Origin of the sequence: Pseudomonas sp. 10(2024) (genome assembly GCF_045164175.1) — a bacterium.
GTDB classification, from domain to species: Bacteria; Pseudomonadota; Gammaproteobacteria; order Pseudomonadales; family Pseudomonadaceae; genus Aquipseudomonas; species Aquipseudomonas alloputida.
In genome coordinates, this window is record NZ_CP174006.1 from 601,326 (window position 1) to 626,796 (window position 25,471).

General features: G+C 63.8%; 21 protein-coding genes. 5 read left to right on the plus strand and 16 right to left on the minus strand.

Going from position 1 to position 25,471, the window contains the following annotated elements:
* Positions 1–24: 24 nt before the first annotated feature.
* From ACI7M0_RS02695 to ACI7M0_RS02715, 5 genes are all read right to left on the minus strand, one after another.
* A complete protein-coding gene (locus ACI7M0_RS02695; RefSeq protein ID WP_003255360.1) occupies positions 25–483 on the minus strand; it encodes a GNAT family N-acetyltransferase in 459 nt (152 codons plus the stop codon).
* A gap of 107 nt (positions 484–590) precedes the next feature.
* A complete protein-coding gene (gene eutC, locus ACI7M0_RS02700) occupies positions 591–1,409 on the minus strand; it encodes an ethanolamine ammonia-lyase subunit EutC (protein ID WP_010951820.1) in 819 nt (272 codons plus the stop codon).
* Positions 1,410–1,417: 8 nt separating this feature from the next.
* Positions 1,418–2,812 carry an ethanolamine ammonia-lyase subunit EutB gene (locus ACI7M0_RS02705; protein ID WP_010951821.1) on the minus strand — a complete coding sequence of 465 codons (1,395 nt, stop codon included), beginning with the start codon at positions 2,810–2,812 and terminating at the stop codon, positions 1,418–1,420.
* A gap of 46 nt (positions 2,813–2,858) precedes the next feature.
* Positions 2,859–4,307 carry an ethanolamine permease gene (gene eat / locus ACI7M0_RS02710; RefSeq protein WP_003255355.1) on the minus strand — a complete coding sequence of 483 codons (1,449 nt, stop codon included), beginning with the start codon at positions 4,305–4,307 and terminating at the stop codon, positions 2,859–2,861.
* Positions 4,308–4,534: 227 nt separating this feature from the next.
* Complete coding sequence (locus ACI7M0_RS02715) at positions 4,535–6,055, minus strand: aldehyde dehydrogenase family protein (RefSeq protein ID WP_010951822.1); 1,521 nt, start codon at positions 6,053–6,055, stop codon at positions 4,535–4,537.
* A 254-nt stretch (positions 6,056–6,309) separates the two neighbouring features.
* On the opposite strand from ACI7M0_RS02715, the gene ACI7M0_RS02720 reads away from it, so the two are divergent.
* The 4 genes from ACI7M0_RS02720 to ACI7M0_RS02735 all read left to right on the plus strand — a co-directional run bounded on the left by ACI7M0_RS02720 (position 6,310) and on the right by ACI7M0_RS02735 (position 10,651).
* Complete coding sequence (locus ACI7M0_RS02720) at positions 6,310–8,325, plus strand: sigma-54-dependent Fis family transcriptional regulator (RefSeq protein ID WP_129932100.1); 2,016 nt, start codon at positions 6,310–6,312, stop codon at positions 8,323–8,325.
* Between the two features lie 66 nt (positions 8,326–8,391).
* Positions 8,392–9,741, plus strand: a complete 1,350-nt coding sequence (mpl, locus tag ACI7M0_RS02725; RefSeq protein WP_064492931.1) for a UDP-N-acetylmuramate:L-alanyl-gamma-D-glutamyl-meso-diaminopimelate ligase — start codon at positions 8,392–8,394, stop codon at positions 9,739–9,741.
* Positions 9,738–10,367 (plus strand): flavin prenyltransferase UbiX, encoded by a 630-nt coding sequence (ubiX, locus tag ACI7M0_RS02730; protein ID WP_013970698.1) that lies wholly within the window; start codon positions 9,738–9,740, stop codon positions 10,365–10,367. The genes mpl and ubiX overlap by 4 nt, the downstream gene beginning before the upstream one ends.
* On the plus strand, positions 10,364–10,651 hold the full coding sequence (locus tag ACI7M0_RS02735; protein ID WP_129932101.1) for a YceK/YidQ family lipoprotein: 288 nt from the start codon (positions 10,364–10,366) through the stop codon (positions 10,649–10,651). The genes ubiX and ACI7M0_RS02735 overlap by 4 nt, the downstream gene beginning before the upstream one ends.
* A 107-nt stretch (positions 10,652–10,758) precedes the next feature.
* Here ACI7M0_RS02735 and ACI7M0_RS02740 read toward each other — a convergent pair whose 3' ends face one another.
* From ACI7M0_RS02740 to ACI7M0_RS02770, 7 genes are all read right to left on the minus strand, one after another.
* Positions 10,759–11,403, minus strand: a complete 645-nt coding sequence (locus tag ACI7M0_RS02740) for an oxidoreductase (RefSeq protein ID WP_104960714.1) — start codon at positions 11,401–11,403, stop codon at positions 10,759–10,761.
* A 27-nt stretch (positions 11,404–11,430) separates the two neighbouring features.
* Complete coding sequence (locus ACI7M0_RS02745) at positions 11,431–13,164, minus strand: C13 family peptidase (RefSeq protein WP_129932102.1); 1,734 nt, start codon at positions 13,162–13,164, stop codon at positions 11,431–11,433.
* Positions 13,165–13,377: 213 nt separating this feature from the next.
* Positions 13,378–14,442, minus strand: a complete 1,065-nt coding sequence (locus ACI7M0_RS02750; protein WP_256658183.1) for a 2,3-butanediol dehydrogenase — start codon at positions 14,440–14,442, stop codon at positions 13,378–13,380.
* A 52-nt stretch (positions 14,443–14,494) separates the two neighbouring features.
* On the minus strand, positions 14,495–15,601 hold the full coding sequence (locus ACI7M0_RS02755; protein ID WP_010951828.1) for an acetoin dehydrogenase dihydrolipoyllysine-residue acetyltransferase subunit: 1,107 nt from the start codon (positions 15,599–15,601) through the stop codon (positions 14,495–14,497).
* A complete protein-coding gene (locus ACI7M0_RS02760) occupies positions 15,598–16,620 on the minus strand; it encodes an alpha-ketoacid dehydrogenase subunit beta (RefSeq protein WP_010951829.1) in 1,023 nt (340 codons plus the stop codon). Before ACI7M0_RS02760 ends, ACI7M0_RS02755 begins: the two co-directional genes overlap by 4 nt.
* A gap of 33 nt (positions 16,621–16,653) precedes the next feature.
* Positions 16,654–17,631, minus strand: a complete 978-nt coding sequence (locus tag ACI7M0_RS02765; protein WP_010951830.1) for a thiamine pyrophosphate-dependent dehydrogenase E1 component subunit alpha — start codon at positions 17,629–17,631, stop codon at positions 16,654–16,656.
* Between the two features lie 22 nt (positions 17,632–17,653).
* Positions 17,654–18,709 (minus strand): ATP-NAD kinase family protein, encoded by a 1,056-nt coding sequence (locus ACI7M0_RS02770; protein ID WP_108191695.1) that lies wholly within the window; start codon positions 18,707–18,709, stop codon positions 17,654–17,656.
* 283 nt (positions 18,710–18,992) lie between these two features.
* Between ACI7M0_RS02770 and ACI7M0_RS02775 the strand changes: the two genes are divergently transcribed.
* The gene (locus ACI7M0_RS02775; protein ID WP_064492936.1) at positions 18,993–20,846 is read left to right on the plus strand and encodes a sigma-54-dependent Fis family transcriptional regulator; all 1,854 of its coding nucleotides are present in this window, start codon (positions 18,993–18,995) and stop codon (positions 20,844–20,846) included.
* Between the two features lie 240 nt (positions 20,847–21,086).
* Here ACI7M0_RS02775 and accC read toward each other — a convergent pair whose 3' ends face one another.
* The 4 genes from accC to ACI7M0_RS02795 form a co-directional block, all read right to left on the minus strand.
* Positions 21,087–22,442, minus strand: coding sequence for an acetyl-CoA carboxylase biotin carboxylase subunit (gene accC / locus ACI7M0_RS02780; protein WP_003255333.1), 1,356 nt, complete (start codon positions 22,440–22,442; stop codon positions 21,087–21,089).
* Between the two features lie 17 nt (positions 22,443–22,459).
* Positions 22,460–22,921 (minus strand): acetyl-CoA carboxylase biotin carboxyl carrier protein, encoded by a 462-nt coding sequence (gene accB / locus ACI7M0_RS02785; RefSeq protein ID WP_010951833.1) that lies wholly within the window; start codon positions 22,919–22,921, stop codon positions 22,460–22,462.
* 99 nt (positions 22,922–23,020) lie between these two features.
* On the minus strand, positions 23,021–23,476 hold the full coding sequence (aroQ, locus tag ACI7M0_RS02790) for a type II 3-dehydroquinate dehydratase (protein ID WP_010951834.1): 456 nt from the start codon (positions 23,474–23,476) through the stop codon (positions 23,021–23,023).
* A gap of 179 nt (positions 23,477–23,655) precedes the next feature.
* Positions 23,656–25,428, minus strand: coding sequence for a protein-disulfide reductase DsbD (locus ACI7M0_RS02795; protein WP_129932104.1), 1,773 nt, complete (start codon positions 25,426–25,428; stop codon positions 23,656–23,658).
* Positions 25,429–25,471 lie beyond the last annotated feature (43 nt).

Sequence of the window (25,471 nt, forward strand, 5' to 3'; positions counted from 1 at the left end):
GCTTGTGGAAGCGGGCGGTGCCGGTCAATCCTGGCTGATTGGCAGGATGTAGCTCTTGAACTCGGTATCCTCACGAAACCCGATGGATTCGTAAGTCTTGTGCGCCACTTCATTGTTCGCGCTGGTCGACACGCGCATGCGCACAGCATTGGTCTCTTTGGCCATTTTCTTCGCCTCGCGAATCAAATGGTCGGCGACCAGCATGCGCCGGGAGTCCTCGGCTACATAGATATCGTTGAGAATCCATACCCGCTTCAACGACAGCGACGAGTAGCTCGGGTACAGCTGGCAAAAGCCCAGCAGTTTGCCGTCGTCATCATCCGGAAGTGCCAGGTAAATCACCGATTCGTCCCGCTTCAGGCGCTTTTCCAGAAAGCTGCGCGAGCTGTCGGGGTAGGGCAGTTGCCCGTAGAACTCACGGTATTTGACGAACAACGGGGTGAGCAGGTCGAGGTGTTCCAGGGTTGCTTTGATGATGCGCATGTGCGGCCCTCAGAGTCCATTTGGGAAACAGCGGAATGCCAGCAGCGTTCAAGGGCATGCTGCCCAATGCACGGCACGAGTGCAATCCGCCTTCCGTGACAGATTTTTTACCCTTTGCCGAGCAGGAAGTTACCTTTCTGGTTGGCGCTGTCTTCATTCTCCAGGCTATGGACCTCGGCTTCGTCCTTTAGATTCACCCCGGAAAGCTGGCGCCGGCAGGCTTCGCGCATCAAGTACAACAGGCGGTGCGCCGCCATGCCATAGCTCAGCCCCTCCAGGCGGATATTGGAAATGCAGTTGCGGTAGGCATCGGTCAGGCCGACCTTGGGTGCGTAAGTGAAATACAGGCCAAGGCTGTCGGGCGAGCTCAGCCCCGGGCGCTCGCCGATCAGCATCACCGTCATCCGGGCGCCCAGCAGCTCGCCGACCTCGTCGGCCACTGCCACGCGGCCCTGCTGCACCAGTACCACCGGGGCGCAGGTCCAGCCGTCGGCGGCAGCCTGTTCGTCGAAGCGGGTCAGGAACGGCAGTGTGTGGCGATGCACGGCCAGTGCCGAGAGGCCGTCAGCCACCACGATGGCCAGGTCGACGCCACCGGGGTTGGCCTGGGCATGCTGGCGAAGGGTCGCAATCGAGTCTTCGTTCAGCCGCCGGCCAAGGTCCGGGCGCTGCAGGTACTGGTGGCGGTCGCTGGCAGCGCTGTGCAACACCAGGCTTTCGCGCCCGCGGTCACTCAGCTGGCTGGCCAGGCCGGCGTGGTCGAAAGCCAGGTGCACGGCATCTCGTGCCTGGGCATGGGCGAACTGGAAGTCCAGCTGCGCCCCTGTCGGCAGGCTGGTGCCGGTGCGGCCCAGGGCGATGCGCGCCGGGGTCAGGTTGCGCAGGGCCAGCCAAGGGTTGTCGGGGGTAGGCGTGCGATGGTCCATGGTCATCCCTATGCAAGCTGTGCCAAGGCCTGGCGGAAGGCCGGCGGCAGGTTGTCACCGAAGCGCACCCGGCCATCGGCCTGGGTGAAGATACCGGTGCGGGCCAGCCATGCCTCGAATTCCGGCCCGGGCTTCAGGCCCAGGGTCTGGCGCGCGTACAACGCGTCATGGAACGAGGTGGTCTGGTAGTTGAGCATGATGTCGTCGGAGCCGGGGATGCCCATGATGAAGTTGATGCCGGCCACCCCCAGCAGCGTCAGCAAGGTGTCCATGTCGTCCTGATCGGCTTCGGCATGGTTGGTGTAGCAGATATCGCAACCCATCGGCACGCCCAGCAGTTTGCCGCAGAAATGGTCTTCGAGGCCGGCGCGGATGATCTGCTTGCCGTTGTACAGGTATTCCGGGCCAATGAAACCGACCACGGTGTTGACCAGGAACGGCTTGAAGTGACGAGCCACGGCATAGGCGCGGGTTTCGCAGGTCTGCTGGTCGACGCCGTGGTGGGCGTTGGCCGAGAGCGCACTGCCCTGGCCGGTTTCGAAATACATCAGGTTCTGCCCGAGGGTGCCACGTTTCAGCGACAGACCTGCTTCGTAGCCTTCCTGCAACACGTTCAGGTTGATGCCGAAGCCGGCGTTGGCCGCCTCTGTGCCGGCGATGGACTGGAACACCAGGTCCAGTGGCACGCCGCGGTTGATCGCTTCGATCGAGGTGGTGACGTGGGTCAGCACGCAGGACTGGGTGGGGATGTCGTAGCGCTGGATGATGGCGTCGAGCATTTCCAGCAGGGCGCAGATCGAAGCGATGCTGTCGGTGGCCGGGTTGATGCCGATCATGGCGTCGCCGTTGCCGTACAGCAAGCCGTCGAGAATGCTGGCGGCAATACCGGCCGGTTCGTCTGTCGGGTGGTTGGGTTGCAGCCGGGTCGACAGGCGCCCGCGCAGGCCCATGGTGCCGCGGAACCGGGTGACCACGCGGATTTTCTGCGCCACCAGCACCAGGTCCTGCACGCGCATGATCTTCGACACGGCAGCGGCCATTTCCGGGGTCAACCCGGGCGCCAGGGCGCGCAGGCTGTCTTCGTTGGCTTCCTCGCTCAGCAGCCAGTCACGCAGGCCACCCACGGTCAGGTGGCTGACCGGGGCGAAGGCCTGGGCATCGTGGGTGTCGATGATCAGGCGGGTAACTTCATCTGCTTCGTAAGGGATCAGTGCTTCATTGAGAAAGTGCGTCAGGGGAATATTGGCCAAAGCCATCTGCGCGGCAACGCGCTCGGCGTCGTTGCTGGCCGCGACGCCTGCCAGGCAGTCCCCAGAGCGTGCCGGGCTGGCTTTGGCCATTACTTCCTTGAGGCTGTCGAAGCGGTAGACCAGATGGCCGACCGTGTGTACGAAACTTGCCATACAGAATCTCCAGAGCCGCGGGTTGCCCCGCGGCGGGTGGCGGCGATCAGTGCAGGGCCTCTTCGGCCTTCTGGATCGCGGCGAATTCCTCTTCCGGTGTGCCCGCGACCAGGTGGTGGCGGCTGTAGAAAGCAAAGTAGGCAATTAATACCGCATAGATCACTGCAGCGCCAATGACTACCCGCGGGTCAACCAGGAATCCGGCGACCACGGCGATGCACGCCAGCACCAGCGCCAGGCCGGATGTGAAGATGCCACCCGGGGTGCGGTAGGGGCGCTCCATCTTTGGCCGGCGGATGCGCAGGGTGATGTGCGCAGCCATCATCAGCACGTAAGACAGGGTAGCGCCAAACACTGCCACCAGGATCAGCAAGTCACCCTGGCCCGTCAGCGACAGGGCAAACCCGATGATGCCGGGGATGACCAATGCCAGTACCGGGGCCTTGCTCTTGTTGGTTTCCGACAGTTTGCGCGGCAGGTAACCGGCGCGGGACAGGGCGAAGATCTGCCGGGAATAGGCATAGATGATCGAGAAGAAGCTGGCGATCAGCCCGGCCAGACCGACCAGGTTGACGAAGCCGCCCATCCAGGTGGAGCCGCCGTAGGCCTTCGACAGGGCTTCGACCAGCGGGTTACCGGAGGCCTTCAGCGCCTCGGAGCCTGCGCCGCCCGGGCCGACCACTAGGATCAGCAAGGCGAAGGCCAGCAGTACCAGCATGGCGCCGATCAGGCCGCGTGGCAGGTCACGCTTGGGGTTCTTGGTTTCTTCTGCGGCCAGCGGCACGCCTTCGACGGCAAGGAAGAACCAGATGGCGTAGGGGATGGCTGCCCACACGCCGACATAGCCGAACGGCAGGAAGCTGCTGGCGCCGACGGCGTCCGTTTTGGCGATGTCGAACAGGTTGGCTGCATCAAAATGGGGCACCATGCCTATCAGGAATACGGCCAGGGCAATGGCGGCGATGGCGGTGATGATGAACATCAGCTTCAGTGCCTCACCCACGCCGAAAATGTGGATGCTGATGAACACGATGTAGAACGCCAGGTAGATCATCCAGCCGCCGATACCGAACAGCGATTGGCAGTAGGCGCCGATGAACACCGCGATGGCGGCTGGGGCGATGGCGTATTCGATCAGGATCGCCGTGCCGGTCAGAAACCCGCCCCACGGTCCGAACGCGCTGCGGGCAAAGCCATAGCCGCCGCCAGCGGTGGGGATCATCGACGACAGTTCGGCCAGCGAGAAGCACATGCACAGGTACATGGTTGCCATCAGCAAGGTGGCCAGGAACATGCCGCCCCAGCCGCCCTGCGCCAGGCCGAAGTTCCAGCCGGCGTAATCGCCGGAAATGACGTACGCCACGCCCAGGCCGACCAGCAGTACCCAGCCGGCGGCGCCTTTTTTCAGTTCACGTTGCTGGAAATAGTCAGAGCCGACTTTCTCGAAGTCGACGGAAGAGCCTGCCGGCGATCCGGCGGAATGTTCGCTTGGCATAGATTCACCTGTTGTTTTTCTTGGTGGCCGGAAGGGTTCCGGGCCGATGGTGATGGGTACTGCAGGAAGCGAGCCAGAGCGGTTGGTGCACGGTTACCGCCCTGGGTTTTGTGTAAAGCAAGTCCGGCCTCTTCGCGGGCTTGCCCGCTCCCACAGGTACCGCACCGGCTCTGGAACCAACGGTGAACCTGTAGGAGCGGGTTTACCCGCGAAGAAGGCGACGCGGTCTAGAAGAAGCCCAGCGGATTGATGTCGTAGCTCACCAGCAGGTTCTTGGTCTGCTGATAGTGATCCAGCATCATCTTGTGCGTCTCACGCCCAACCCCCGACTTCTTGTACCCGCCGAACGCGGCATGCGCCGGGTACAGGTGGTAGCAGTTGGTCCACACACGGCCAGCCTTGATGCCGCGGCCCATGCGGTAGGCACGGTTGATGTCGCGGGTCCACACGCCGGCGCCCAGGCCGAACTCGGTGTCGTTGGCAATCGCCAGCGCTTCGGCTTCGTCCTTGAAGGTGGTGACGCTGACCACCGGGCCGAAGATTTCTTCCTGGAACACGCGCATCTTGTTGTTGCCCTTGAGCAGGGTCGGCTGGATGTAGTAACCGGTAGCCAGCGAACCTTCCAGCTTCTCGACCTTGCCGCCGGTGAGCAGCTCGGCGCCTTCTTCCTGGGCAATCTGCAGGTACGAGAGGATTTTTTCGAACTGCTGCTGCGAGGCCTGCGCGCCGACCATGGTGTCGGTGTCCAGCGGGTCGCCGCGCTTGATCTGCAGCACCTTCTTCATCACCACTTCCATGAACTGCGGATAGATCGACTCTTGCACCAGGGCACGCGACGGGCAGGTGCACACTTCGCCCTGGTTGAAGAACGCCAGCACCATGCCTTCTGCCGCCTTCTCGATGAAGCTTGGCTCGGCCTGCATGATGTCTTCGAAGTACACGTTCGGCGACTTGCCACCCAGTTCGACGGTGGACGGGATGATGTTCTCGGCGGCGCATTTCATGATGTGCGAGCCCACCGGGGTAGAGCCGGTGAAGGCGATCTTGGCGATGCGTTTGCTGGTGGCCAGGGCTTCACCGGCTTCGCGGCCATAGCCTTGCACTACGTTGAGCACGCCAGGTGGCAACAGGTCGCCAATGACTTCGAGCAGTACGGTGATACCCAGCGGCGTCTGTTCGGCAGGCTTGAGCACCACGCAGTTACCAGCGGCCAGTGCCGGGGCAAGCTTCCAGGCAGCCATCAAGATCGGGAAGTTCCAGGGGATGATCTGCCCGACCACGCCCAGTGGCTCGTGGATGTGGTAGGCCACGGTGCCTTCATTGATTTCGGCAGCGCCGCCTTCCTGGGCGCGGATGCAGCCAGCGAAATAGCGGAAGTGGTCGACCGCCAGCGGAATGTCGGCGTTGAGGGTTTCGCGGATCGGCTTGCCGTTGTCCCAGGTTTCGGTAATGGCCAGCAATTCGAGGTTCTGCTCGATACGGTCGGCGATCTTCAGCAGCACGTTGGAGCGATCCTGCACTGAAGTGCGGCCCCAGGCGTCGGCCGCAGCATGGGCGGCATCCAGGGCTTTGTCGATGTCTTCGGCAGTAGAGCGGGGGAATTCAGCGATCAGCTTGCCATTCACCGGGGAGGTATTTTCGAAGTACTGCCCCTTTACCGGAGTAACGAACTCACCACCGATGTAGTTGCCGTAGCGGCTCTTGAAGGAAACCTTCGCGCCTTCGGTACCGGGATGTGCATAACGCATGGTGTGTCTCCTTGGTATTGTGCTTTTTAGGGAGTTGAAAAGCATAGAGCAAGGGTTGGGCCAGTGTTGGCGGTGCCAGGCAAATCAATGACTTGGGTCATTTTTACGGGCCTGTTCAAGGACCGCTGTGCCGGCGCCGGTACGCCTGGGGTGACATTTTGTGCCGTTTGCGACACATCACAGGTGTGTGCATTGCAAAGGCTAACCGGGTGGAGGATGCTGGACTGACGCTCTATCTGCGGAGAATTACAACAATGCAGAGCAATCACTTCACTCGCCATGCCCGGCAGGTCCATAGCGTTGCCCATGGCGGGGCCGGGGAGGGCGGCAGTGATCCGTCCATCGCCCGTTCCTGGCTGCGCTGCCTGGAGGATTACCACCTCGACCCGGCGGTGATCGAAGCGCCGGTGGTGCTTGAGCATGGTCGCCTGCTGGAAAGCCGCGAGCGCCTGCACCAGGTGCTGCAAATTGCCGACCATGAAATGAACAGCCTGCACCGGCAGCTTTCCGGCGCAGGCCACGCGGTGCTGCTGACCGACGCCCGCGGGGTGATCCTCAATTGCGTCAGTGCCCCCGCCGAGCGGCGCAGCTTCGAGCGTGCCGGGTTGTGGTTGGGCGCCGACTGGAGCGAGGCGCGCGAGGGCACCAATGGCATCGGCACCTGCCTGGTCGAGCGCCAGGCGCTGACCATCCATCAGAACGAGCACTTCCGTGGCCGTCACACCGGGCTGACCTGCTCGGCCAGCCCGGTGTTCGACCCGCATGGCGACCTGCTGGCGGTACTCGACGTGTCCTCTGCACGCCCCGACGTATCGCGGCAAAGCCAGTTCCACACCATGGCGTTGGTCAACCTGTCGGCGAAGATGATCGAAAGCTGCTATTTCCTGCGCCATTTCGAGCAGCAATGGTTACTGCGTTTTCACCTGCAAGCCGAGTCGGTCGGCCTGTTCAGCGAAGGCTTGCTGGCGTTCGACGGCGATGGGCGTATTTGCGCTGCCAACCAAAGCGCACTGAACCTGCTGGGCACGGTAAGGGGTGGCGTGCTGGGCAAACCGTTGGCGTGCTTTTTCGCGTGCAGCCATGACGAAATGTTCAGCCGTGCCACGCCCGGTGGCAGTGCTGTCTGGCCGCTGCGCACCCTGGACGGTCGCCAGGTGTTCGCCAGCCTGCGGGGGCAGGCCCGGGCGCCGGTGTGGTCGGTGCCGGCCGCCCAGCCGCGGCCCGCAGCTGAAGTGGAGCCGCTGGTCTGTCTGCTTGACCCGGCGTTGCAAAATGATTTCCGCCGCAGCGTGCGGGTGTTCGAGCGCGATGTGCCATTGCTGCTGCGCGGCGAGACCGGCTGTGGCAAGGAAGCCTTCGCCCAGGCTGTGCATCAGGCCAGTGAGCGGCGCGGCAAGCCGTTCGTCGCCATCAACTGCGCGTCTATCCCGGAAAGCCTGATCGAGAGTGAGCTGTTCGGGTACCGCGGCGGCAGTTTTACCGGCGCGCGCAAGGAGGGCATGCGCGGCAAACTGTTGCAGGCCGACGGCGGCACCTTGCTGCTGGACGAGATCGGCGATATGCCGCTTGCCCTGCAAACCCGACTGCTGCGGGTGCTGGAGGAGCGCCAGGTGGTGCCGATCGGGGGAGAGCCACAGGCGGTGGACGTGCGCATCGTCAGCGCTACGCACCGTGACCTGCTGGAACGGGTTGAACAGGGCAGTTTCCGCGAGGACCTGTATTACCGCCTCAATGGCCTGGAGGTCGCGCTGCCGGCGGTGCGCGAACGCAGTGACAAGGCGCAGTTGCTGGACTTTCTGCTGCGTCAGGAGACGCAGGGGCAATGGATAGACATCGAGCCCCGGGCGCGGCAGGCGCTGCTCGCATTTAACTGGCCGGGGAACGTGCGGCAGATGCGCAATGTGCTGCGTACCCTGGTGGCGCTTTGCGAAGATGCCCGCATTACCTTTGCGGACCTCCCCGCAGTCATCCGCACCAGCCCACCTCTCGCGGGGGTAGGCGAGCCCGCGAAGATGTCCGACCAGGAAATGGAGGGCGAGGGCGCTGCCCTCGTTCGCGGGCACGCCCGCCCACACAGGTCCGGCGGTGCCGCAGAGATTGCGGGTGAATCTGTAGGGACCGAGGTTCTGCTCGACGCGGAGCGGCAAGCGCTGAAGGAGGTCCTGGAGGCAAAACACTGGCATCTCACCCGCGTTGCCGAGCACTTGGGCATCAGCCGCAATACCTTGTATCGAAAACTGCGCAAACACGGCATTACCAGGGGCGACTGAGCGAAACAGCGGGTGCGATTTGTCGCGCCCTGGGCTACCCTGCCTCGATGTTTTGCGAGGTCGACCATGCATATTCACATTCTCGGTATTTGCGGCACTTTCATGGGTTCGCTGGCGGTGCTGGCCAAGGAACTTGGCCACCGCGTCACCGGCTCTGACGCCAACGTCTATCCCCCAATGAGCACCCAGCTCGAAGCCCAGGGTATCGAACTGACCCAAGGCTATGACCCGGCCCAGCTGGATCCGGCGCCAGACCTGGTGGTCATCGGCAACGCCATGTCGCGCGGCAACCCAGCGGTTGAATACGTGCTGAACAAGGGCCTGCCCTACGTCTCCGGCCCGCAGTGGCTGGCCGACCACGTGCTGCAAGGCCGCTGGGTGCTGGCCGTTGCCGGTACTCACGGCAAGACCACCACCAGCAGCATGCTGGCCTGGGTGCTGGAGCACGCCGGCATGAGTCCGGGCTTCCTGATTGGCGGCGTGCCGCAGAACTTCTCGGTGTCGGCCCGCTTGGGCGACACGCCGTTCTTTGTGGTGGAAGCCGACGAGTACGACAGCGCCTTCTTCGACAAGCGCTCGAAGTTCGTCCACTACCACCCGCGTACCGCGATCCTCAACAACCTTGAGTTCGATCACGCGGACATCTTCCCGGACCTGGCCTCGATCGAGCGGCAGTTCCATCACCTGGTGCGGACTATCCCCAGCGAAGGCCTGGTCATCCACCCGACCACCGAGCAAGCGCTGGAGCGTGTGATCGGCATGGGCTGCTGGACCCCTGTGCAAACCACCGGGGAGGGCGGCCAGTGGCAAGCCCGCCTGCTCAGCCCAGATGGCTCGCGCTTTGAAGTACTGTTCGAGGGCGAAGTGCAGGGTGTGGTGGACTGGGCGCTGACCGGCCAGCACAACGTCGCCAACGCCTTGGCCACCCTGGCAGCAGCGCGTCATGTAGGCGTGGTACCGGCCATGGGCATCGACGGCTTGAGTGCGTTCAAGAGCGTCAAGCGGCGTATGGAGAAGGTTGCCGAAGTACAAGGTGTGACCATCTACGATGACTTCGCCCACCATCCGACCGCCATTGCCACCACGCTCGACGGCCTGCGCAAGCGGGTGGGGGAGGCGCCTGTGATCGCGGTGATCGAGCCACGCTCCAACTCGATGAAACTCGGCGCCCATCGTGACGGCCTGCCAGAAAGCGTCAACGACGCCGACCAGGTGATCTGGTATGCGCCGGCCAACCTCGGCTGGGATCTGGCCGCCACCGCCGCGCAGTGCAAGGTGCCGAGCGTGGTGGCCGATAGCCTCGAAGCGATCATCGAGCGGGTCAAAGGTCAGGCTCGCCCAGGCACCCATGTGGTGATCATGAGCAACGGCGGCTTCGGCGGCCTGCACGGCAAGCTGGCCGAGGCGCTGAAGTGAGCGGGCCGGAACGCATCACCCTGGCCATGACGGGCGCCTCGGGTGCCCAGTATGGCCTTCGCCTGCTCGATTGCCTGGTACGAGAAGACCGCGAGGTGCACTTCCTGATTTCCAAGGCCGCGCAGTTGGTGATGGCCACCGAGACGGATGTTGTGTTGCCGGCCAAGCCCCAGGCGATGCAGGCCTTCCTGACTGAATACACCGGCGCGGCCGATGGGCAGATCCGGGTATACGGCAAGGAAGACTGGATGTCGCCGGTAGCCTCGGGCTCTGGCGCCCCGGCGGCAATGGTGGTGGTCCCCTGTTCCACTGGCACCTTGTCGGCCATCGCCACTGGCGCCTGCAACAACCTGATCGAGCGTGCTGCCGACGTTACCCTCAAGGAGCGTCGCCAGCTGATCCTGGTGCCACGCGAAGCGCCATTCTCCACCATCCACCTGGAAAACATGCTCAAGCTGTCGCAAATGGGCGCGGTGATACTGCCGGCGGCACCGGGGTTCTATCACCAGCCGCAGACCATCGACGACCTGGTCGACTTTGTCGTGGCGCGTATCCTCAACCTGCTGAACATCCCCCAGGACATGTTGCCGCGTTGGGGCGAGCACCACTTCGGGGTGGATGATTGAAGCGAGCACTGGCGGGATTGCTGGCGCTGGTGATGCTGGGTGGCTGCGCCACGGTGCGCACGCTGGATGCCAACAAGCCGTGCGCACCGGTGGTGTATGCCGGTACCCGGCTGGATTTGTATGTGATCAATGGCGGGTGTTGCCCGCGGGATCATTACGGGGCTGACGCTCCAGCGTATCCGCGTCTGGATCTGCCGGGGAGCATGTTGCTTGATACCCTGCTGCTGCCGTTGTCTTTGCTGACAGCGGCCGGCATAGGCTTCCAGGCTAGCGGCGGCCTGTGATGGCCTCTTCGCCGGCACGCCCATTCCTATTGGTGAGTAGTCACTGGAAGATTATGGAGACCCTGTGGGAGCGGGCGCGCCCGCGAAGAGGCCAGCACAAGCGAAGCCTAGATCCTGCCCAGCTTGCGCAACTCATCCGACTCCACAACCCGCACGCCGTCTTCTTCTTCCAGCGCCAGCCGCCACAGCGCCCGCGCCAGGGTACAAGCCTCGATTCCCCGGTATTTCCCGGGTATGAACCGGGAAAACGGTGCAACTAGCTGTTCAGTCAGCCGTGGCTCCAGCCGCTCGCCCAGCAGGAACGAGGGCCGCACGATGGTCAGCTGTGGCCAGTCCTGAGCCTTGAGCGCTTCTTCCATCTCGCCCTTGACCCGGTTATAGAAAATTGACGACTTAGGGTCGGCGCCCACTGCACTGATCACCAGCAGATGCCGTGCGCCCATTTCCCGGGCACGCTTGCTGAAGGCGACCACCATGTCCAGATCCACTGCGCGGAAAGCCGATTCGGAACCCGCCTGCTTCAGCGTGGTGCCCAGGCAGCAATAGGCGATGTCGACCCGCCCGGCCAGTTGCGGAAGGAATACCGCCGGGTCGCCCACCGGGTTTTCCAGGTGCGGGTGCTCGGCCAATGGCCGGCGTGTAGGCGCCAGGACACGGGTGATGGTGGGCTCGTTGAGCAGGCGGTCTAGCAGGTGTTCACCGGTCAGACCGGTGGCTCCGGCAAGCAGGACATGCTGAGGCGTCAAGTACATGATGTCTCTCCCTTGTTACACTCAAGTCTAGTGAGTGCCGGGCATTTTTGCCTGCTTGCTCACGTTGGCCTGTGTGGCGTTACGCAACGCTTCTTCGGCTTGTTGCTGGCGCAGCTGGTGCCAGTGCTCAAGCACGGCCGGCGGTGCCCACAACTGCGGCTCGGAGGCCTCGAAGCCTTCCCTTTGTTCTCTTTCGGCAACGCTGGCACGCGCCAGTTCAAACGCCTGTTTCAGGTCGTCGGTCTGGTTCAGCGCTTCAGCGAACAGGGCATCGCCAAAGTAGGTGAAGTCGGCTTCCTCCGAGCAACCGAAGGAAACGCGGTCGGCCCGGGCAGCGGTCATGATGAGCGTGCGCTCGTCTTTGAGCGGCGCGATATAGCCCCCTGAATAGCAGGCGGAGATGACGATTACCTTGTCGCGATCCTTCAGCGGTGCCAGGGCAGTGGCCAGCTCGTCAGCGGCCAGGTCGGCCAGCTGCAGGCGGGGCTGGTCGAGCACCAGTTGGTGGTCCTGGCTGCCATGGCTGGTGAGGTAGATGAACACCAGGTCTTCAGGGCCGCTGCGCTCTGCCAGGGTGGTGGCGGCGCGGGACAGGTTTTCGCGGGTGGCCATGGGGCGTGTGGCCATGTGGTCGCGGTGGTTGACCAGGGTCACTTGGCCACGGGCGCCAAAGCGCACCTTTAGCATGTTGCTTACGTAGTCGGCTTCGCGCAGGAATACGCTTTGCTGGCCATCGCCGGCCACTACCAGGCTATACAGCTGGATCGGTGGCGCCGAGCGAGGTACCCGAGCCAGCGCCTCGTCCAGCAGCCGGCCCTGGTTGAGCAACGCCAGGTCCAGTGGGTCTGGCAGCAGCTTGCCATTCTGGTCGCGCACGCGCACGCCGTTGGCCCATGTTCCGCTTTCGACCTTGCCACTGGGCAGAATCAGCCGCCCATGGCCATGGTAGGCATCGTTGAGGAAACCGCCGATGTACTTGCTGCCGTCGGCCAGTTGCAGGCTGCCCTGGCCCGACAGACGCCAGTCGGCGAACTCACCCTTGTAGTGGCTGCCATCGCTGCCCAGCAACTCGCCTTCGCCGATCAGCGAGCCATCCTTGAATTCACCGATCCACACGTCGCCATCGGCATTTTCGTAGCGGCCTCGGCCTTCCAGGCGGTTGTCCTTGAATTCGCCGATGTACTGCTCGCCATCAACGCTGTCGTAGGTGCCGGCGCCTTGTAGCTGGCCGTTGACGAAGTGGCCGCTGAACTGGTTGCCGCTGGCATCGCTGCGCACCCCGGCGCCGTTAGGCTTGCCCTTGGCGAACAGGCCTTGGTAGCGACTGCCGTCGGCCAGTTCCAGTTGGCCTGCACCGTCGTACAGGTCGTCCTTGAACTGACCGCGGTATGTCTGGTCGGCTTGCTTGAGGGTGCCCTCGCCGTCGCGGCGGCCGTGGCGGAAGGTGCCGCTATAGTGGCTGCCTGGGGTGATCAGGTCACCCAGGCCCTGAAACAGCCCCTCGGCGAACTGGCCACGGTAGACCTCGCCGTTCTGCCCATGCCATTCGCCCTGGCCGTGCCACTGGCCATCCTTGAAGCTGCCGGCGTACCAGCTGCCGTTGGGGTAGTCGATCCGGCCCTCACCCTGCAGCAGGCCATCGACCACCTGCCCCCGGTAACGCCCACCGTCAGGCAGCCGTGCGTCGGGCGGGAGCAGCGATTCGCCATCGCCACAGGCGGCGAGCAGCAGGACCAGGGTAATGGGGAGCAGTGGACGCATGGCGAGGACCGGGCAATAGGTCTGCCGAGTATGACGCAGAATGGGATCCTGAGACAGCGAGCCCCTGTGCCAGCGCACAGCCTTTGAACCTTGCGCGTACCCTGTAGGAGCGGCTTCAGCCGCGAACACCGGCAAAGCCGGTGCCCTCCACTGTGTTGCATTGTTCGCAGGCCCACCCGCTCCCACAGGTGCCACGTTGCCTTCAAGGTGCAATCAGCGCACACCTGGTGAAACGATGATCTTCACGTTCTCCTCTTTGTTGTTCACCAGTTCCTCGAAGCCCAGTTCGACAATCTGCTCCAATCCGATCCGGCCGGTTACCAGCGGGCGAATATCCAGCCGACCATCAGCAATGAAGGCAATCACGTCGGCAAACTCGCCGTTGTACGCCAACGCCCCCAGCACCTGTTTCTCGGTGGACACCAGCTCGAAGAAGTTGAACTCGCTGGGCTCTTCGAAAATACCCACCAGCACGCACTTGCCTGCTTTGCGGATGGTGTCGATGGCCAGCTTGGCCGTATGTTTGTTGCCGATGCACTCAAAACTCACATCGGCGCCCAGCCCTGCAGTCAGTGCGCGGATTTCCGCCAGGGCATCGCACTGGCTGGGGTCCAGCACCACGTTGGCGCCCACTTCCTTGGCCTTGGCTTTGCGCGCAGAGGACATCTCAAGGGCGATGACCTGTGCCGCACCTGCAGCCTTGGCGCACATGATGGTGCAAAGGCCGATGGTGCCGGCCCCCACCACTACAACGGTTTGCCCAAGCAGGCTGCCGGCCTTTTTCACCGCGTGCATACCCACCGCCAGCGGCTCGATCAGTGCCCCGGCTTCGGCGGGGAAGCCCTGCGGCAGCCGGTAGAGCAGGTTGGCGGGCACGTTGACCAGCTCGGCGAAGGCACCGTTGTTCATCAGGCCGGTGAACGCCAGGCGTTCGCAGATGTTGTACAGGCCATGGGTGCAGTAATAGCAGGTGCCGCAATGCTGGCAGGCGTCTGCCGCCACCGGGTCGCCTACGGCATAGCCTTCCACGCCTTCGCCAAGCTTGGCGATGTGGCCGCAGAATTCATGGCCGAGGATGCACTGGCCCTGAATGCCGGTCAGCGGGTGCGGGGCCTCTACCGGGATGAACACCGGGCCGGCAACATATTCGTGCAGGTCGGAGCCGCAGATGCCGCACCAGTCCACCTTGATCTGCACCCAGCCAGGCGCAGGGTCGGCCGGGAAAGGTACCTGTTCGACACGAATATCGTGGCGGCCATGCCAGACGGCCGCGCGCATGTGGGTGTGGCTCAGGTCATTCATTGTTGTTCTCCAGGCTCACGAAAAGGGCTTAGTGCTTGCGCAGGAATGCGAGCAGTTGCTGGTTGACCTGTTCGGCCGCCTCCATCTGCACCATGTGGCCGGCCTCTGGCAGCACCTGCACTTCGGCTTCCAGGCCCTCGGCATGGCTGGCCGGGATGATCGCATCCTTGCCACCCCACACCACCAGTGCCGGGTGATTGCCAAGTACTCCGCGCAAGTCATGGCGCTGCCGGTCGCCGTCGGCGAGCGCCCCTGCCAGTTGCTGCAGGGCCTGGTCCACACCTTCCAGGCGCTTGAACTTGAGCATGTCCTCCAGCATTTGCCGGGTGACCAGCGCCGGGTCGGCAAACAACTGCACCATCTGCGGTTTGAGTGCATTGCGGTTGGCCGCGGTGACGAAACCTTGCAAGTACTGCCCGTTGATCGCTTCGCCCAGGCCGGCGCTGGCCACCAGGCTCAGGCTGGCCACCCGCTGCGGGGCCAGGCGCGCCACGTTGAGGCTGACGGCTCCGCCCATGGAATGGCCGGCCAGGTGGGCCTTGGCGATGTCCAGGTGGTCGAGCAGGGCGAGCACGGTTTCGCTCAACTCATCCAGGTCGCCCCGCTGCAGGGCCTTGGCCGACTCTCCGTGGCCCGGCAGGTCGAGGGCGATGACCCGCCGCTCGGCAGCCAGCGCCGGGTGGTTGAACAGCCAGTTGTTGAGGTCACCGCCAAAGCCGTGCACCAGCACCAGCGGTGTGCCGCCTTCACCCAGCTCGAACCAGCGCAGCAGGCGCCCGCCTACTTCCGCCTTCTGAGGGGCCGGCCCCTGGCTCTGGTCGGCGCCGCCTTCGGCGACGAACTCGGCCTGGAAGCGCTGTACCACGGCATCGATCTCGGCCTCCTCTGCTTCGCCTTCGACCACCACCGCCAGCAGTGCGCCGACGGGCAGGGTTTCATCCGGCTTGGCCACCTGGCGACGCAGCACACCGCTGAACGGCGCTTCGACGCTGCTGCTGATCTTGTCGGTCTCGACGTCCAGCACCTCGTCGCCCTTGCTGATTTCGTCACCTTCCTGCTTGAGCCAGGTGTCCACCCGGCCCTCGGTCATCGACAGGCCCCACTTGGGCATGGTCAGGGTATGGATCTGGCTCATGCGGCACTCCTTGCGGCTTCGATCACCTTGCGCACGGCGGCTTCGATCTTCGCCGCGTCAGGGATGTACAGGTCTTCCAGGGCGTCGGAGAACGGCACCGGGGTATGCGGCGCGGTGACCATTTCGATCGGTCCCTTGAGTGCGCCAAAAGCCTTCTGTGCCACCAGCGCGCTGATGTCGGTGGCCATCGAGCAGCGCGGGTTGGCTTCATCAATCACCACCAGGCGGCCGGTCTTCTCCACACTTTCCAGAATGCTGTCCTCGTCCAGCGGGCTGGTAGTGCGCAGGTCCAGCACTTCGCAGTCGATGCCCTGGCGGGCCAGGTTGTTGGCGGCCTCCAGCGCCACATGCACCATGCGCCCGTAGGTAACGAGGGTCACGTCGTCGCCATCGCGCAAGAAGTTGGCTTCGCCGAACGGTACGGTGTACACCTCTTCCGGCACCTCGCCCTGCATGCTGTACAGCAGTTTGTGTTCGCAGAAAATCACCGGGTCGTTGTCGCGGATCGCCTGGATCAACAGGCCCTTGGCATCGTAAGGCGAGGATGGGCACACCACTTTCAGGCCGGGGATGTGCGTCCATAGCGAGGTGAGCATCTGCGAGTGCTGGGCGGCTGCGCGCAGGCCGGCGCCATACATGGTGCGCATCACCAGCGGGGTTACTGCCTTGCCGCCGAACATGTAGCGGAACTTGGCGGCCTGGTTGAGGATCTGGTCCAGGCAGCAGCCGGCGAAGTCGACGAACATCAGTTCGCACACCGGGCGCAGGCCCTGGGTGGCAGCACCGACGGCCGCGCCGACGTAGCCGATTTCCGACAGCGGCGCGTCAAGCACGCGGCCGGGGAATTGGTGATACAGGCCTTTGGTCACGCCCAACACGCCACCCCAGGCGTCATCCTCGCCGGGCGCACCGGCACCGCCGGCGACGTCTTCGCCAATGATGAACACTGTGCTGTCGCGGCGCATTTCCTGGGCCAGGGCCTCGTTGATGGCCTGCTGGTAGCTGATCTTTCTTGCCATGGTGGTTCTCCTGTTGTTCTTGTAATCCGCGGCTCAGGGGTAGGCGACGTAGACGTCGGTGAGCAGGTCGGCGGGCTGTGGCTTGGGATCGGATTTGGCGCGGCGAACGGCGTCTTCGATCAGGTCCTCGACGCGGGCGTCGATGGCGTCCAGTTGCTCGGCCGTGAGCAGGCCGGCGCGGGTGGTCTTGTTGCGAAATTGCATGAGGCAGTCGCGGGATTCGCGCAGGTTCTTCACTTCATCAGGGGCGCGGTAGGTTTGCGCATCGCCTTCGAAATGGCCGTAGTAACGGCTGAGCTTGACCTCGATCAGCGACGGCCCTTGCCCGGAGCGGGCGCGCTCGATAGCAGCGCCGGCGGCCTCGTATACGGCAAAGAAGTCAAAGCCGTCGATGGTGACGCCTGGCATGCCGAAGCCGGCAGCGCGGTCGGCAATGTGGTCGCAGGCTACGGACCAGTTGGAGGCAGTGGCCTCGGCGTAGCCGTTGTTCTCGGCCACGAAGATGCAGGGCAGGTTCATGATCGACGCCATGTTCATGGCCTCGAACACGGCGCCCTCGTTGGATGCCCCATCGCCGAAGAAGGCTACCGACACGTCATCACGGCCCTTGAGCTTGGCCGCCAGCGCCGCCCCGGCCACCAGTGGTGCGCCGGCGCCGACGATACCGTTGGCACCGAGCATGCCCTTTTCCAGGTCGGCAATGTGCATCGAGCCGCCTTTGCCACCGCACACGCCGGTCTTCTTGCCGTAGATCTCGGCCATCATGCCGTACACGTCCACGCCTTTGGCGATGCAGTGGCCATGGCCGCGGTGGGTCGAGGCGATGCAGTCGCTGTCGCGCAGGTGGGCCATGACCCCGGCGGCAGAGGCTTCTTCGCCGGCATACAGGTGGACGAAGCCGGGAATTTCGCCGGTGGCAAACTCCACATGCAAGCGTTCTTCGAAGGCGCGGATGGTCCGCATGACTTCATAGGCATGCAGCAGTTGTTCAGTACTGAGTTGATTGGACATCTTGTTGTTCTCCGGGGTTGTCTCAACACGGGTTTGCAGGGTGCAGCCGGTGGCCGCGCGGGACGGCCAGCAGGTGGTGGCGGGCGGCATGCGCCAGCACGGCCTCGACGTCCACGCTGAGTGGGCCTTGGTGGTCGAGGGTGATGGTGGGGGTGTCATGCTCGGCAAATTCGATTTCGCGTTCGCCATCCAGCGCCAGGGTGCCGCTGGCCAGGCTCAGGCGCTGGGCGACGCCGGGTGTCAGCGGACCGCAGGCAGTGATGCCGCAGGCTTGCAGCAGCCCGGGCGCCAACGGCGCCAACAGCGCCTGTTCGGCGTCGGGGGCCAGGCGTACCCAGGCGCCGTGCGGATCTTGCCGTGACACCGGGCACCACAGACCGCACAGGGCCGACAGGCCGATGGCGTGGGGTTCGGCGAAGCAGGCGAAGACTTCGCAGAGGTCCTCGCTGCGACTGAGCGCACGGGCACCGATGAAGCGCTGCGGCGACACGGCCACCTCGACCAAGGCCCACTCGGCCAGCTGTTGTTCCGGCACGTTCACCAGTAAGCGCTTGTTGCGGCGCAAGCCGATGCTGGCCGGTACCCGGCCACTGGCAAGCAGGCCACCAGCCAGGCCTGCGCTGGTGGCTTCACGAAGTTCGGGGAAGGCGTTGTTGGTGCCGGTGGACAGGGTCAGCAGCGGCACGTCACCGGCCTCGGCGGCGACCGCCTTGTGGGTGCCATCACCGCCCAGCACGGCGATCATCGCCACGCCGCGCTCGACCATGCGCCGGGTAGCCAGGCGGGTATCGGCCACGGTCTGGCTCAGTGGCAGGTCGAGGATCTCGATGGCCGGCCAGTGCTGGTCACGGGCCCCCGGGCCCTGGCTGGCCTTGAGCACGGCGGCAGCGATGCCGGTCATGTCGCTGGGCAACAACACCTGGCCAATGCCGGTGGCACCGAAAGCGGCCAGCAGGCGCTGGATAGCCGAGGCCTTGTCGGTGCTCGAATAGAGCCCGGCATTGGCGGTCAGGCGGCGCAGGTCGCGGCCAGAGGCAGGGTTGGCAATGATCCCGACAATCGGGGCGGGTAGCGGCATGGCGCACCTCGTATTTTTGTTTGCAAGGGCAGGAGCAAGCGGGGTGCCAGCTTTCTTCGCGATGGCTGAAGTGGCCGGGCTAGAGGGCTCTGGTCGTGTTCGGGCAGGTTTTCACGGGTAGGGTGGCGAGACGCCGGGTGCCAGCGCCGGGCCTGCTTAGCCGAGACACTGAGACGCTGCGTCTCAAGCCAGCCGGTAATCACACAGTGCTTGTCGGGGCATGCCCAGAGGCGCTTAATGGCCGGACAACGATAAAAACAGTAACGAGAACCGGAGGGCCTGAATGCTTGCCGCGAACTCCCGAGCCCATGTGGACTGCGTCAGCAGGGTGTTGAAGAATGCCGACCGCCTGCCGCAGGCGCCGGTACCACCGCTGATCCTCGATTCATGGCGCCGCTCCATGGATGTGTACCGCCTCGACCCCGGTTCCCAGCAGGGGCCGCGTATCCTTTCCCAAAGCCTGCTCAACGAATGCCGCGAACGCGCCGAGCTGTTCCTGCGCATCGCCAGCGATGCCGTGGCGCGCTTGCATGAGCGGGTGCGCGGCGCTGACTACTGTGTGCTGCTTACCGATGCCCAGGGGCGCACCATCGATTACCGGGTCGAGTCGGCCATCCGCAACGACTGTCGCAAGGCCGGGCTGTATCTGGGGACCTGCTGGTCGGAGGGCGAGGAGGGCACATGCGGCGTGGCGGCGGTGCTGACCAGCAAGGCTCCGGTCACGGTGCACAAGCGCGATCACTTTCGCGCCGCCTTCATCGGCCTGACCTGCACAGCGGCGCCGGTGTTCGACCCGTTGGGTGAGTTGTTGGGCGTGGTCGATGTGTCGGCCTTGCAGTCGCCGGACGATCGGCGCAGCCAGCACCTGATCCGCCAGTTGGTCGAGCAAACGGCCCGCGAGATCGAAAACGCCTTCTTCATGCACAGCGCCCAAGGCCACTGGGTGATGCGCGCCCATGGTACGCCGGGCTATGTGGAGAGCCAGCCCGACTACCTGCTGGCCTGGGATGCCGATGGCCGCTTGCAGGCGATCAACAGCCTGGCGCGGCAACGCTTGGTGGAACGCCTGGGGCGCTTGCCCGAGCATATAGGCGAACTGTTCGACATCGACCAACTGCGCCGGGTGAGCGCGTCGTCCGCCCAGCGCCTGCCCGGTCTGGGTGGTTTGTATGGCCGGGTCAGTGCACCGCAGCAACGCCAGCGTGCGCAGCCTGTGCGCCAGGCCCAGGACACCCGTATCGAGCAGCACCTGCGGCTGGCCACGCGGGTCAAGGACTGCAACCTGGCGGTGCTGGTACTGGGTGAGACCGGGGCCGGCAAGGAGGTATTCGCCCGCCAGCTGCACCAGCAAAGCCAGCGCTGTGATGGCCCGTTCGTTACCCTGAACTGCGCGGCCATTCCGGAAACCCTGATCGAGAGCGAGTTGTTCGGCTATGTGGCCGGGGCCTTCACCGGGGCTTCCAGCAAAGGCATGCAAGGGCTGTTGCAGCAGGCCGATGGCGGCACGCTGTTCCTCGACGAGATCGGGGACATGCCGCTGAACCTGCAAACCCGCCTGCTGCGGGTGCTGGCGGAGGGTGAGGTGGCGCCGCTGGGTGCGGCGCGGCGGGAGCGGGTGGATATTCAGGTGATCTGTGCGACCCATCGCGATCTGGCGGCGATGGTGGAGGACGGGCGATTTCGTGAAGACTTGTACTTCCGCCTGGCCAATGCCCGTTTCGAGCTTCCCCCCTTGCGTGAGCGTGATGACCGGCTGGGGCTGATTCACCAGTTACTGGCCGAAGAGGCGGCGGCCTGCGGGGTGGAGGTGGTGTTGGCGGATGACGCGCTGCAGGCGCTGCTGGTTTATCGCTGGCCGGGCAATTTGCGCCAGCTGCGGCAGGTGTTGCGGTATGCCTGTGCGGTGAGTGAGGGCGGGCAGGTGCGGCTGCAGGATCTGCCGCAGGAGGTGCGCGGTGAAGCGGTTGGCTCGGCTGAAAGCGGGGTGTCGTGCCCGGCCCGGCAGCTGTTGCTGGACGCGCTGATCCGCCATCGCTGGAAGCCGGCTGATGCGGCACGGGCTTTGGGCATTTCGCGGGCGACGCTTTACCGGCGAGTGCATGAGCATCGCATCGACATGCCGCGGATGAAGGGGTAGAGCCCTGGGGGCGCGCTGCGCCCCTTTCGCGACGCAAGGCCGCTCCCACAAAGACGGCGTCGGTCCTGAGGCATGCGCGCAACCTGTGGGAGTAACTGTCTTGCTCAATTTCTAAAAGCTGGCGCGATCCCTGTGGGAGCGGCCTTGTGTCGCGATAGGGCCGCAACGCGGCCCCGGATTCTGGCAGGCAATAAAAAACCCCGGCACAGGGCCGGGGTTCTGGTACATCACACTACACGATCACTCCTGGTTGGCCAGTTTGTGCTCGAGGTAGTGAATGTTGACGCCGCCTTTGCAGAAGCCTTCATCACGCACCAGGTCGCGGTGCAGCGGGATGTTGGTCTTGATGCCGTCGACGACGATCTCGTCCAGGGCATTGCGCATGCGCGCCATGGCTTCGTCGCGGTCCTTGCCGTAGGTGATCAGCTTGCCGATCAGCGAGTCGTAGTTCGGCGGAACCGAATAACCGCTGTACAGGTGCGAATCGACGCGTACGCCGTTGCCGCCCGGGGCGTGGAAGTGCTTCACCTTGCCTGGGCTCGGGATGAACTTCTTCGGGTCTTCGGCGTTGATCCGGCACTCCAGCGAGTGGCCACGGATCACCACGTCTTCCTGGCGGAACGACAGCTTGTTGCCAGCGGCGATGCTCAGCATCTCCTTGACGATGTCGATGCCAGTGACCATCTCCGATACCGGGTGCTCAACCTGCACGCGGGTGTTCATCTCGATGAAGTAGAAGCGGCCGTTTTCGTACAGGAACTCGAAAGTACCGGCACCACGGTAGCCGATCTCGATGCACGCATCGACGCAGCGCTTGAACACTTCCTGACGGGCTTTCTCATCGATGCCCGGGGCTGGTGCTTCTTCCAGTACTTTCTGGTGACGGCGCTGCAGCGAGCAGTCGCGGTCGCCCAGGTGAATGGCGTTGCCCTGGCCGTCGGACAGTACCTGTACTTCCACGTGGCGTGGATTGGTCAGGAACTTCTCCAGGTAAACCATCGGGTTGCCGAAGGCTGCACCGGCTTCGGTACGGGTGAGCTTGGCCGAGGAAATCAGGTCCTCTTCCTTGTGCACCACGCGCATGCCGCGACCACCACCGCCACCGGCGGCCTTGATGATCACCGGGTAGCCGACGTCACGGGCAATCGCCAGGGCAACTTCTTCGTCTTCTGGCAGTGGGCCATCGGAGCCCGGTACGGTCGGTACGCCCGACTTGATCATCGCGTCCTTGGCCGAAACCTTGTCGCCCATCAGGCGAATGGTGTCGGCTTTCGGGCCGATGAAGGCGAAACCGGATTTTTCCACCTGTTCGGCGAAGTCGGCGTTTTCCGCCAGGAAGCCGTAACCCGGGTGAATCGCAGTGGCGCCAGTCACTTCGGCGGCAGCGATGATCGCCGGGATATGCAGGTAGGAATCCTTGGACGATGCAGGGCCGATGCAGACCGACTCGTCTGCCAGGCCCAGGTGCATCAGTTCACGGTCGGCAGTGGAGTGCACGGCGACGGTCTTGATACCCAGCTCTTTGCAGGCACGCAGGATCCGCAGGGCAATTTCCCCGCGGTTGGCGATCAGGACTTTTTCGAGCTTCCCAGACATCGTTGGCTCTCCGCGATTCAAACGATGGTGAACAGCGGCTGGTCGAACTCAACCGGCTGGCCGTCTTCTACCAGGATGGCGTCGATGACACCGCCAATATCGGCTTCGATGTGGTTCATCATCTTCATGGCTTCGACGATGCACAGGGTGTCGCCTTTCTTCACGGACTGGCCAACTTCAGCGAAGTTAGGCGAGGTCGGCGAAGGCTTGCGGTAGAAGGTACCTACCATTGGCGAGCGGACCACGGTGCCTTTCAGGGCCGGGGCGGCAGCAGTGGCTTCGGCGGCTGGTGCAGCAGCGGCAACCGGCGCAGCGGCAGGGGCGGCGGCCATAGGCGCCGGTGCGTAGAACTGCTGGGCAGCTGGGGTCTTGCTGTGACGGCTGATACGGACCGACTCTTCGCCTTCCTTGATCTCCAGTTCGTCGATGCCAGACTCTTCCAGCAGCTCGATCAGTTTCTTGACTTTACGGATATCCATTAATCATCAACTCCCAAAGGTTCGGTCAGGGGGCGAAATACAAAAAACGTATCTGAAACGTTTCTCTCGAACCCCGGCCCACTTAGGCCAGGGTTTTCATCATTTGGGCTGTGCGTTGGCAGCCAGTTGTTCCAGCGCGGACTCCAGGGCCAGGCGATAACCGCTGGCGCCCAGACCGCAGATCACCCCTACGGCAACATCGGAAAAGTAGGAGTGGTGACGGAACGGTTCGCGTTTGTGCACGTTGGACAGGTGCACTTCGATGAATGGGATGCTCACCGCAAGCAATGCGTCACGTAATGCGACGCTTGTGTGGGTGAAAGCAGCCGGATTGATCAGGATGAAGTCCACACCCTCGTTGCGTGCGGCGTGAATGCGGTCGATCAGTTCGTATTCGGCATTGCTCTGCAGGTACAGCAGATGGTGGCCTGCGGCGCGGGCACGTTGCTCCAGGTCCTGGTTGATCTGAGCCAGGGTCACGGCGCCGTAGTGGCCTGGCTCGCGAGTACCGAGCAGGTTGAGGTTTGGGCCGTGGAGCACCAGTAGCGTTGCCATCTGCGGATTCCTTGGATTTGTAGGGCAATTCGACACAGCGCGGCGAGTGTGCCGTAAAGCAACGGCAAGTGTCCAGTTCCCGGCAATAGCCAGCACGATGTCCGAGGTTCGCGCGAAGTATGTGACCGGATAATTAAATCCGGTCACTCATTACAGGATTTTTCCGAGCTCGCGGGAAGTTATAGACCGACTTTGCCGCGCACGCGCGTCAGAATCTGCGCGAATTCACCGGCATTTATCTCGCCAATCACCCGATCAGCGGTAATTTCGCTGCCGTTCGCAGCAAAAAACAGCAGGGCGGGTGGGCCGAACAGCTGATAGCGGTCGAGCAGCTTGCGTTGCTCGGCATTACTTTCGGTGATGTCGAACCGCAGCAGTTTGAAGCCGGCCAGCTGTGTTTGCACCTGCGGTGCATTGAGCACCTCATGCTCGATTACCTTGCAACTGATGCACCAGTCGGCGTACCAGTCCAGCAGCACTGGCTGGCCGGCGGCCTTGGCTTGCGCCAGGGCTGCGTCCATGGCATCAGGTGAGGTGATGGTCTGCCAGGCATCGGCTTTTGCTGCCGGCAGACCGCCGCTGGCGGCCAGTGACGCAACTGGCAGTGGGCGCAGTGGGTCGCCCTGGCCAGTGAGGGCGCCGTACCAGCAAGCCAGCGCGTACACCAGCAAGGCCAGACCGAGCAGTTGCGCCAGGCGCTGGGCCGTCGTCTTGACGACGAATTCCAGCGCACCGAGGAACAGTGCCACACCCGCAGCGAGGAAACCGACCAGCAGCAAGGTCGCAGGGCCCGGCAGTATACGGCTGAGCAAGCCGATGGCCAGCCCCAGCAGCAGTACGCCAATGGCGTTTTTTACCGTATTCATCCACGGGCCGCTTTTGGGCAGCCAGGCCGCGCCACCGGTAGCCACCAGTAGCAGCGGTGCACCCATGCCCAAACCCAGGGCGAACAGCTTTAGTGCGCCACCCAGGGCATCGCCGCTGGCGCTGATATAGAGCAAGGCACCGGCCAGGGGTGCCGATACACACGGAGAAACCAGCAAGCTGGAGAGCACACCGAGCACAGCTGCGCCCAGCAGCGAGCCGCCGCGGGTGTGGTTGGCGACGTTGTTCAGGCGGTTGCTCAGGGCCTGGGGCAGCCTCAGTTCGAAGAGGCCGAACATGGCCAGGGCGAACACTACGAAAAACAGCGCGAAAGGTACCAGCACCCAGGCCGACTGCAGGCGCGCCTGCAGGTTCAGGCTTGCGCCGAACAGGCCCATCAGTGCGCCGAGCACCGCGAAGCTGGCGGCCATTGGCAGCACGTAGGCCAGCGACAGCGCCAGGCCGCGCACGCCGCCAACCTGGCCGCGCAGCACGACACCGGAAAGGATCGGCAACATCGGCAGCACGCAGGGGGTGAAGGTCAGGCCGACCCCAGCGAGGAAGAACAGCAGCAGCGACTTCCAGTTCCAGCCGTGTTCGCGGGTGGCTGGCGTGTTTGCAACGCCTTCGCCATCGATACTCAGGCGTGCGGTTTCCGGCGGGTAGCACAAGCCCTTGTCGGCGCAACCCTGGTAGCCCACCAGCAGGGTGAAGGCGCGCGGGTCTTTACGTGGCAACTCGATATCGAGCACGCCGTGGTACACCTCGACGTCGCCGAAGAATTCATCGTGCTTGGCCTCACCCTTGGGGATGTTCGGTGTGCCCAGGGTGATATCGGCCGGTTCCGTGCGGAACTGGAAGCGGTGGCGGTAAAGGTAGTAGCCATCGGTGGCAACGAAGCGCAGCTTGATGGTTTGCGCATCGGCCTGGACCAGGTTGAGCTTGAAGGCCTCGTGTACCGGCAGGAAGTCGGCGTTGTTGGCCAGCGAAGCGGCGCCAAGGGTGGCGCTGGGGCGGTTGTCGAGCAGGCCTGTGGCGAAGGCCGGGCTGGCCAGCAGCAGGAACAGCATGAAAAACAGGCGGCGCATGGCGGACTCGCGAGGTGGAACGTGCCCGGCATGATAACGGATG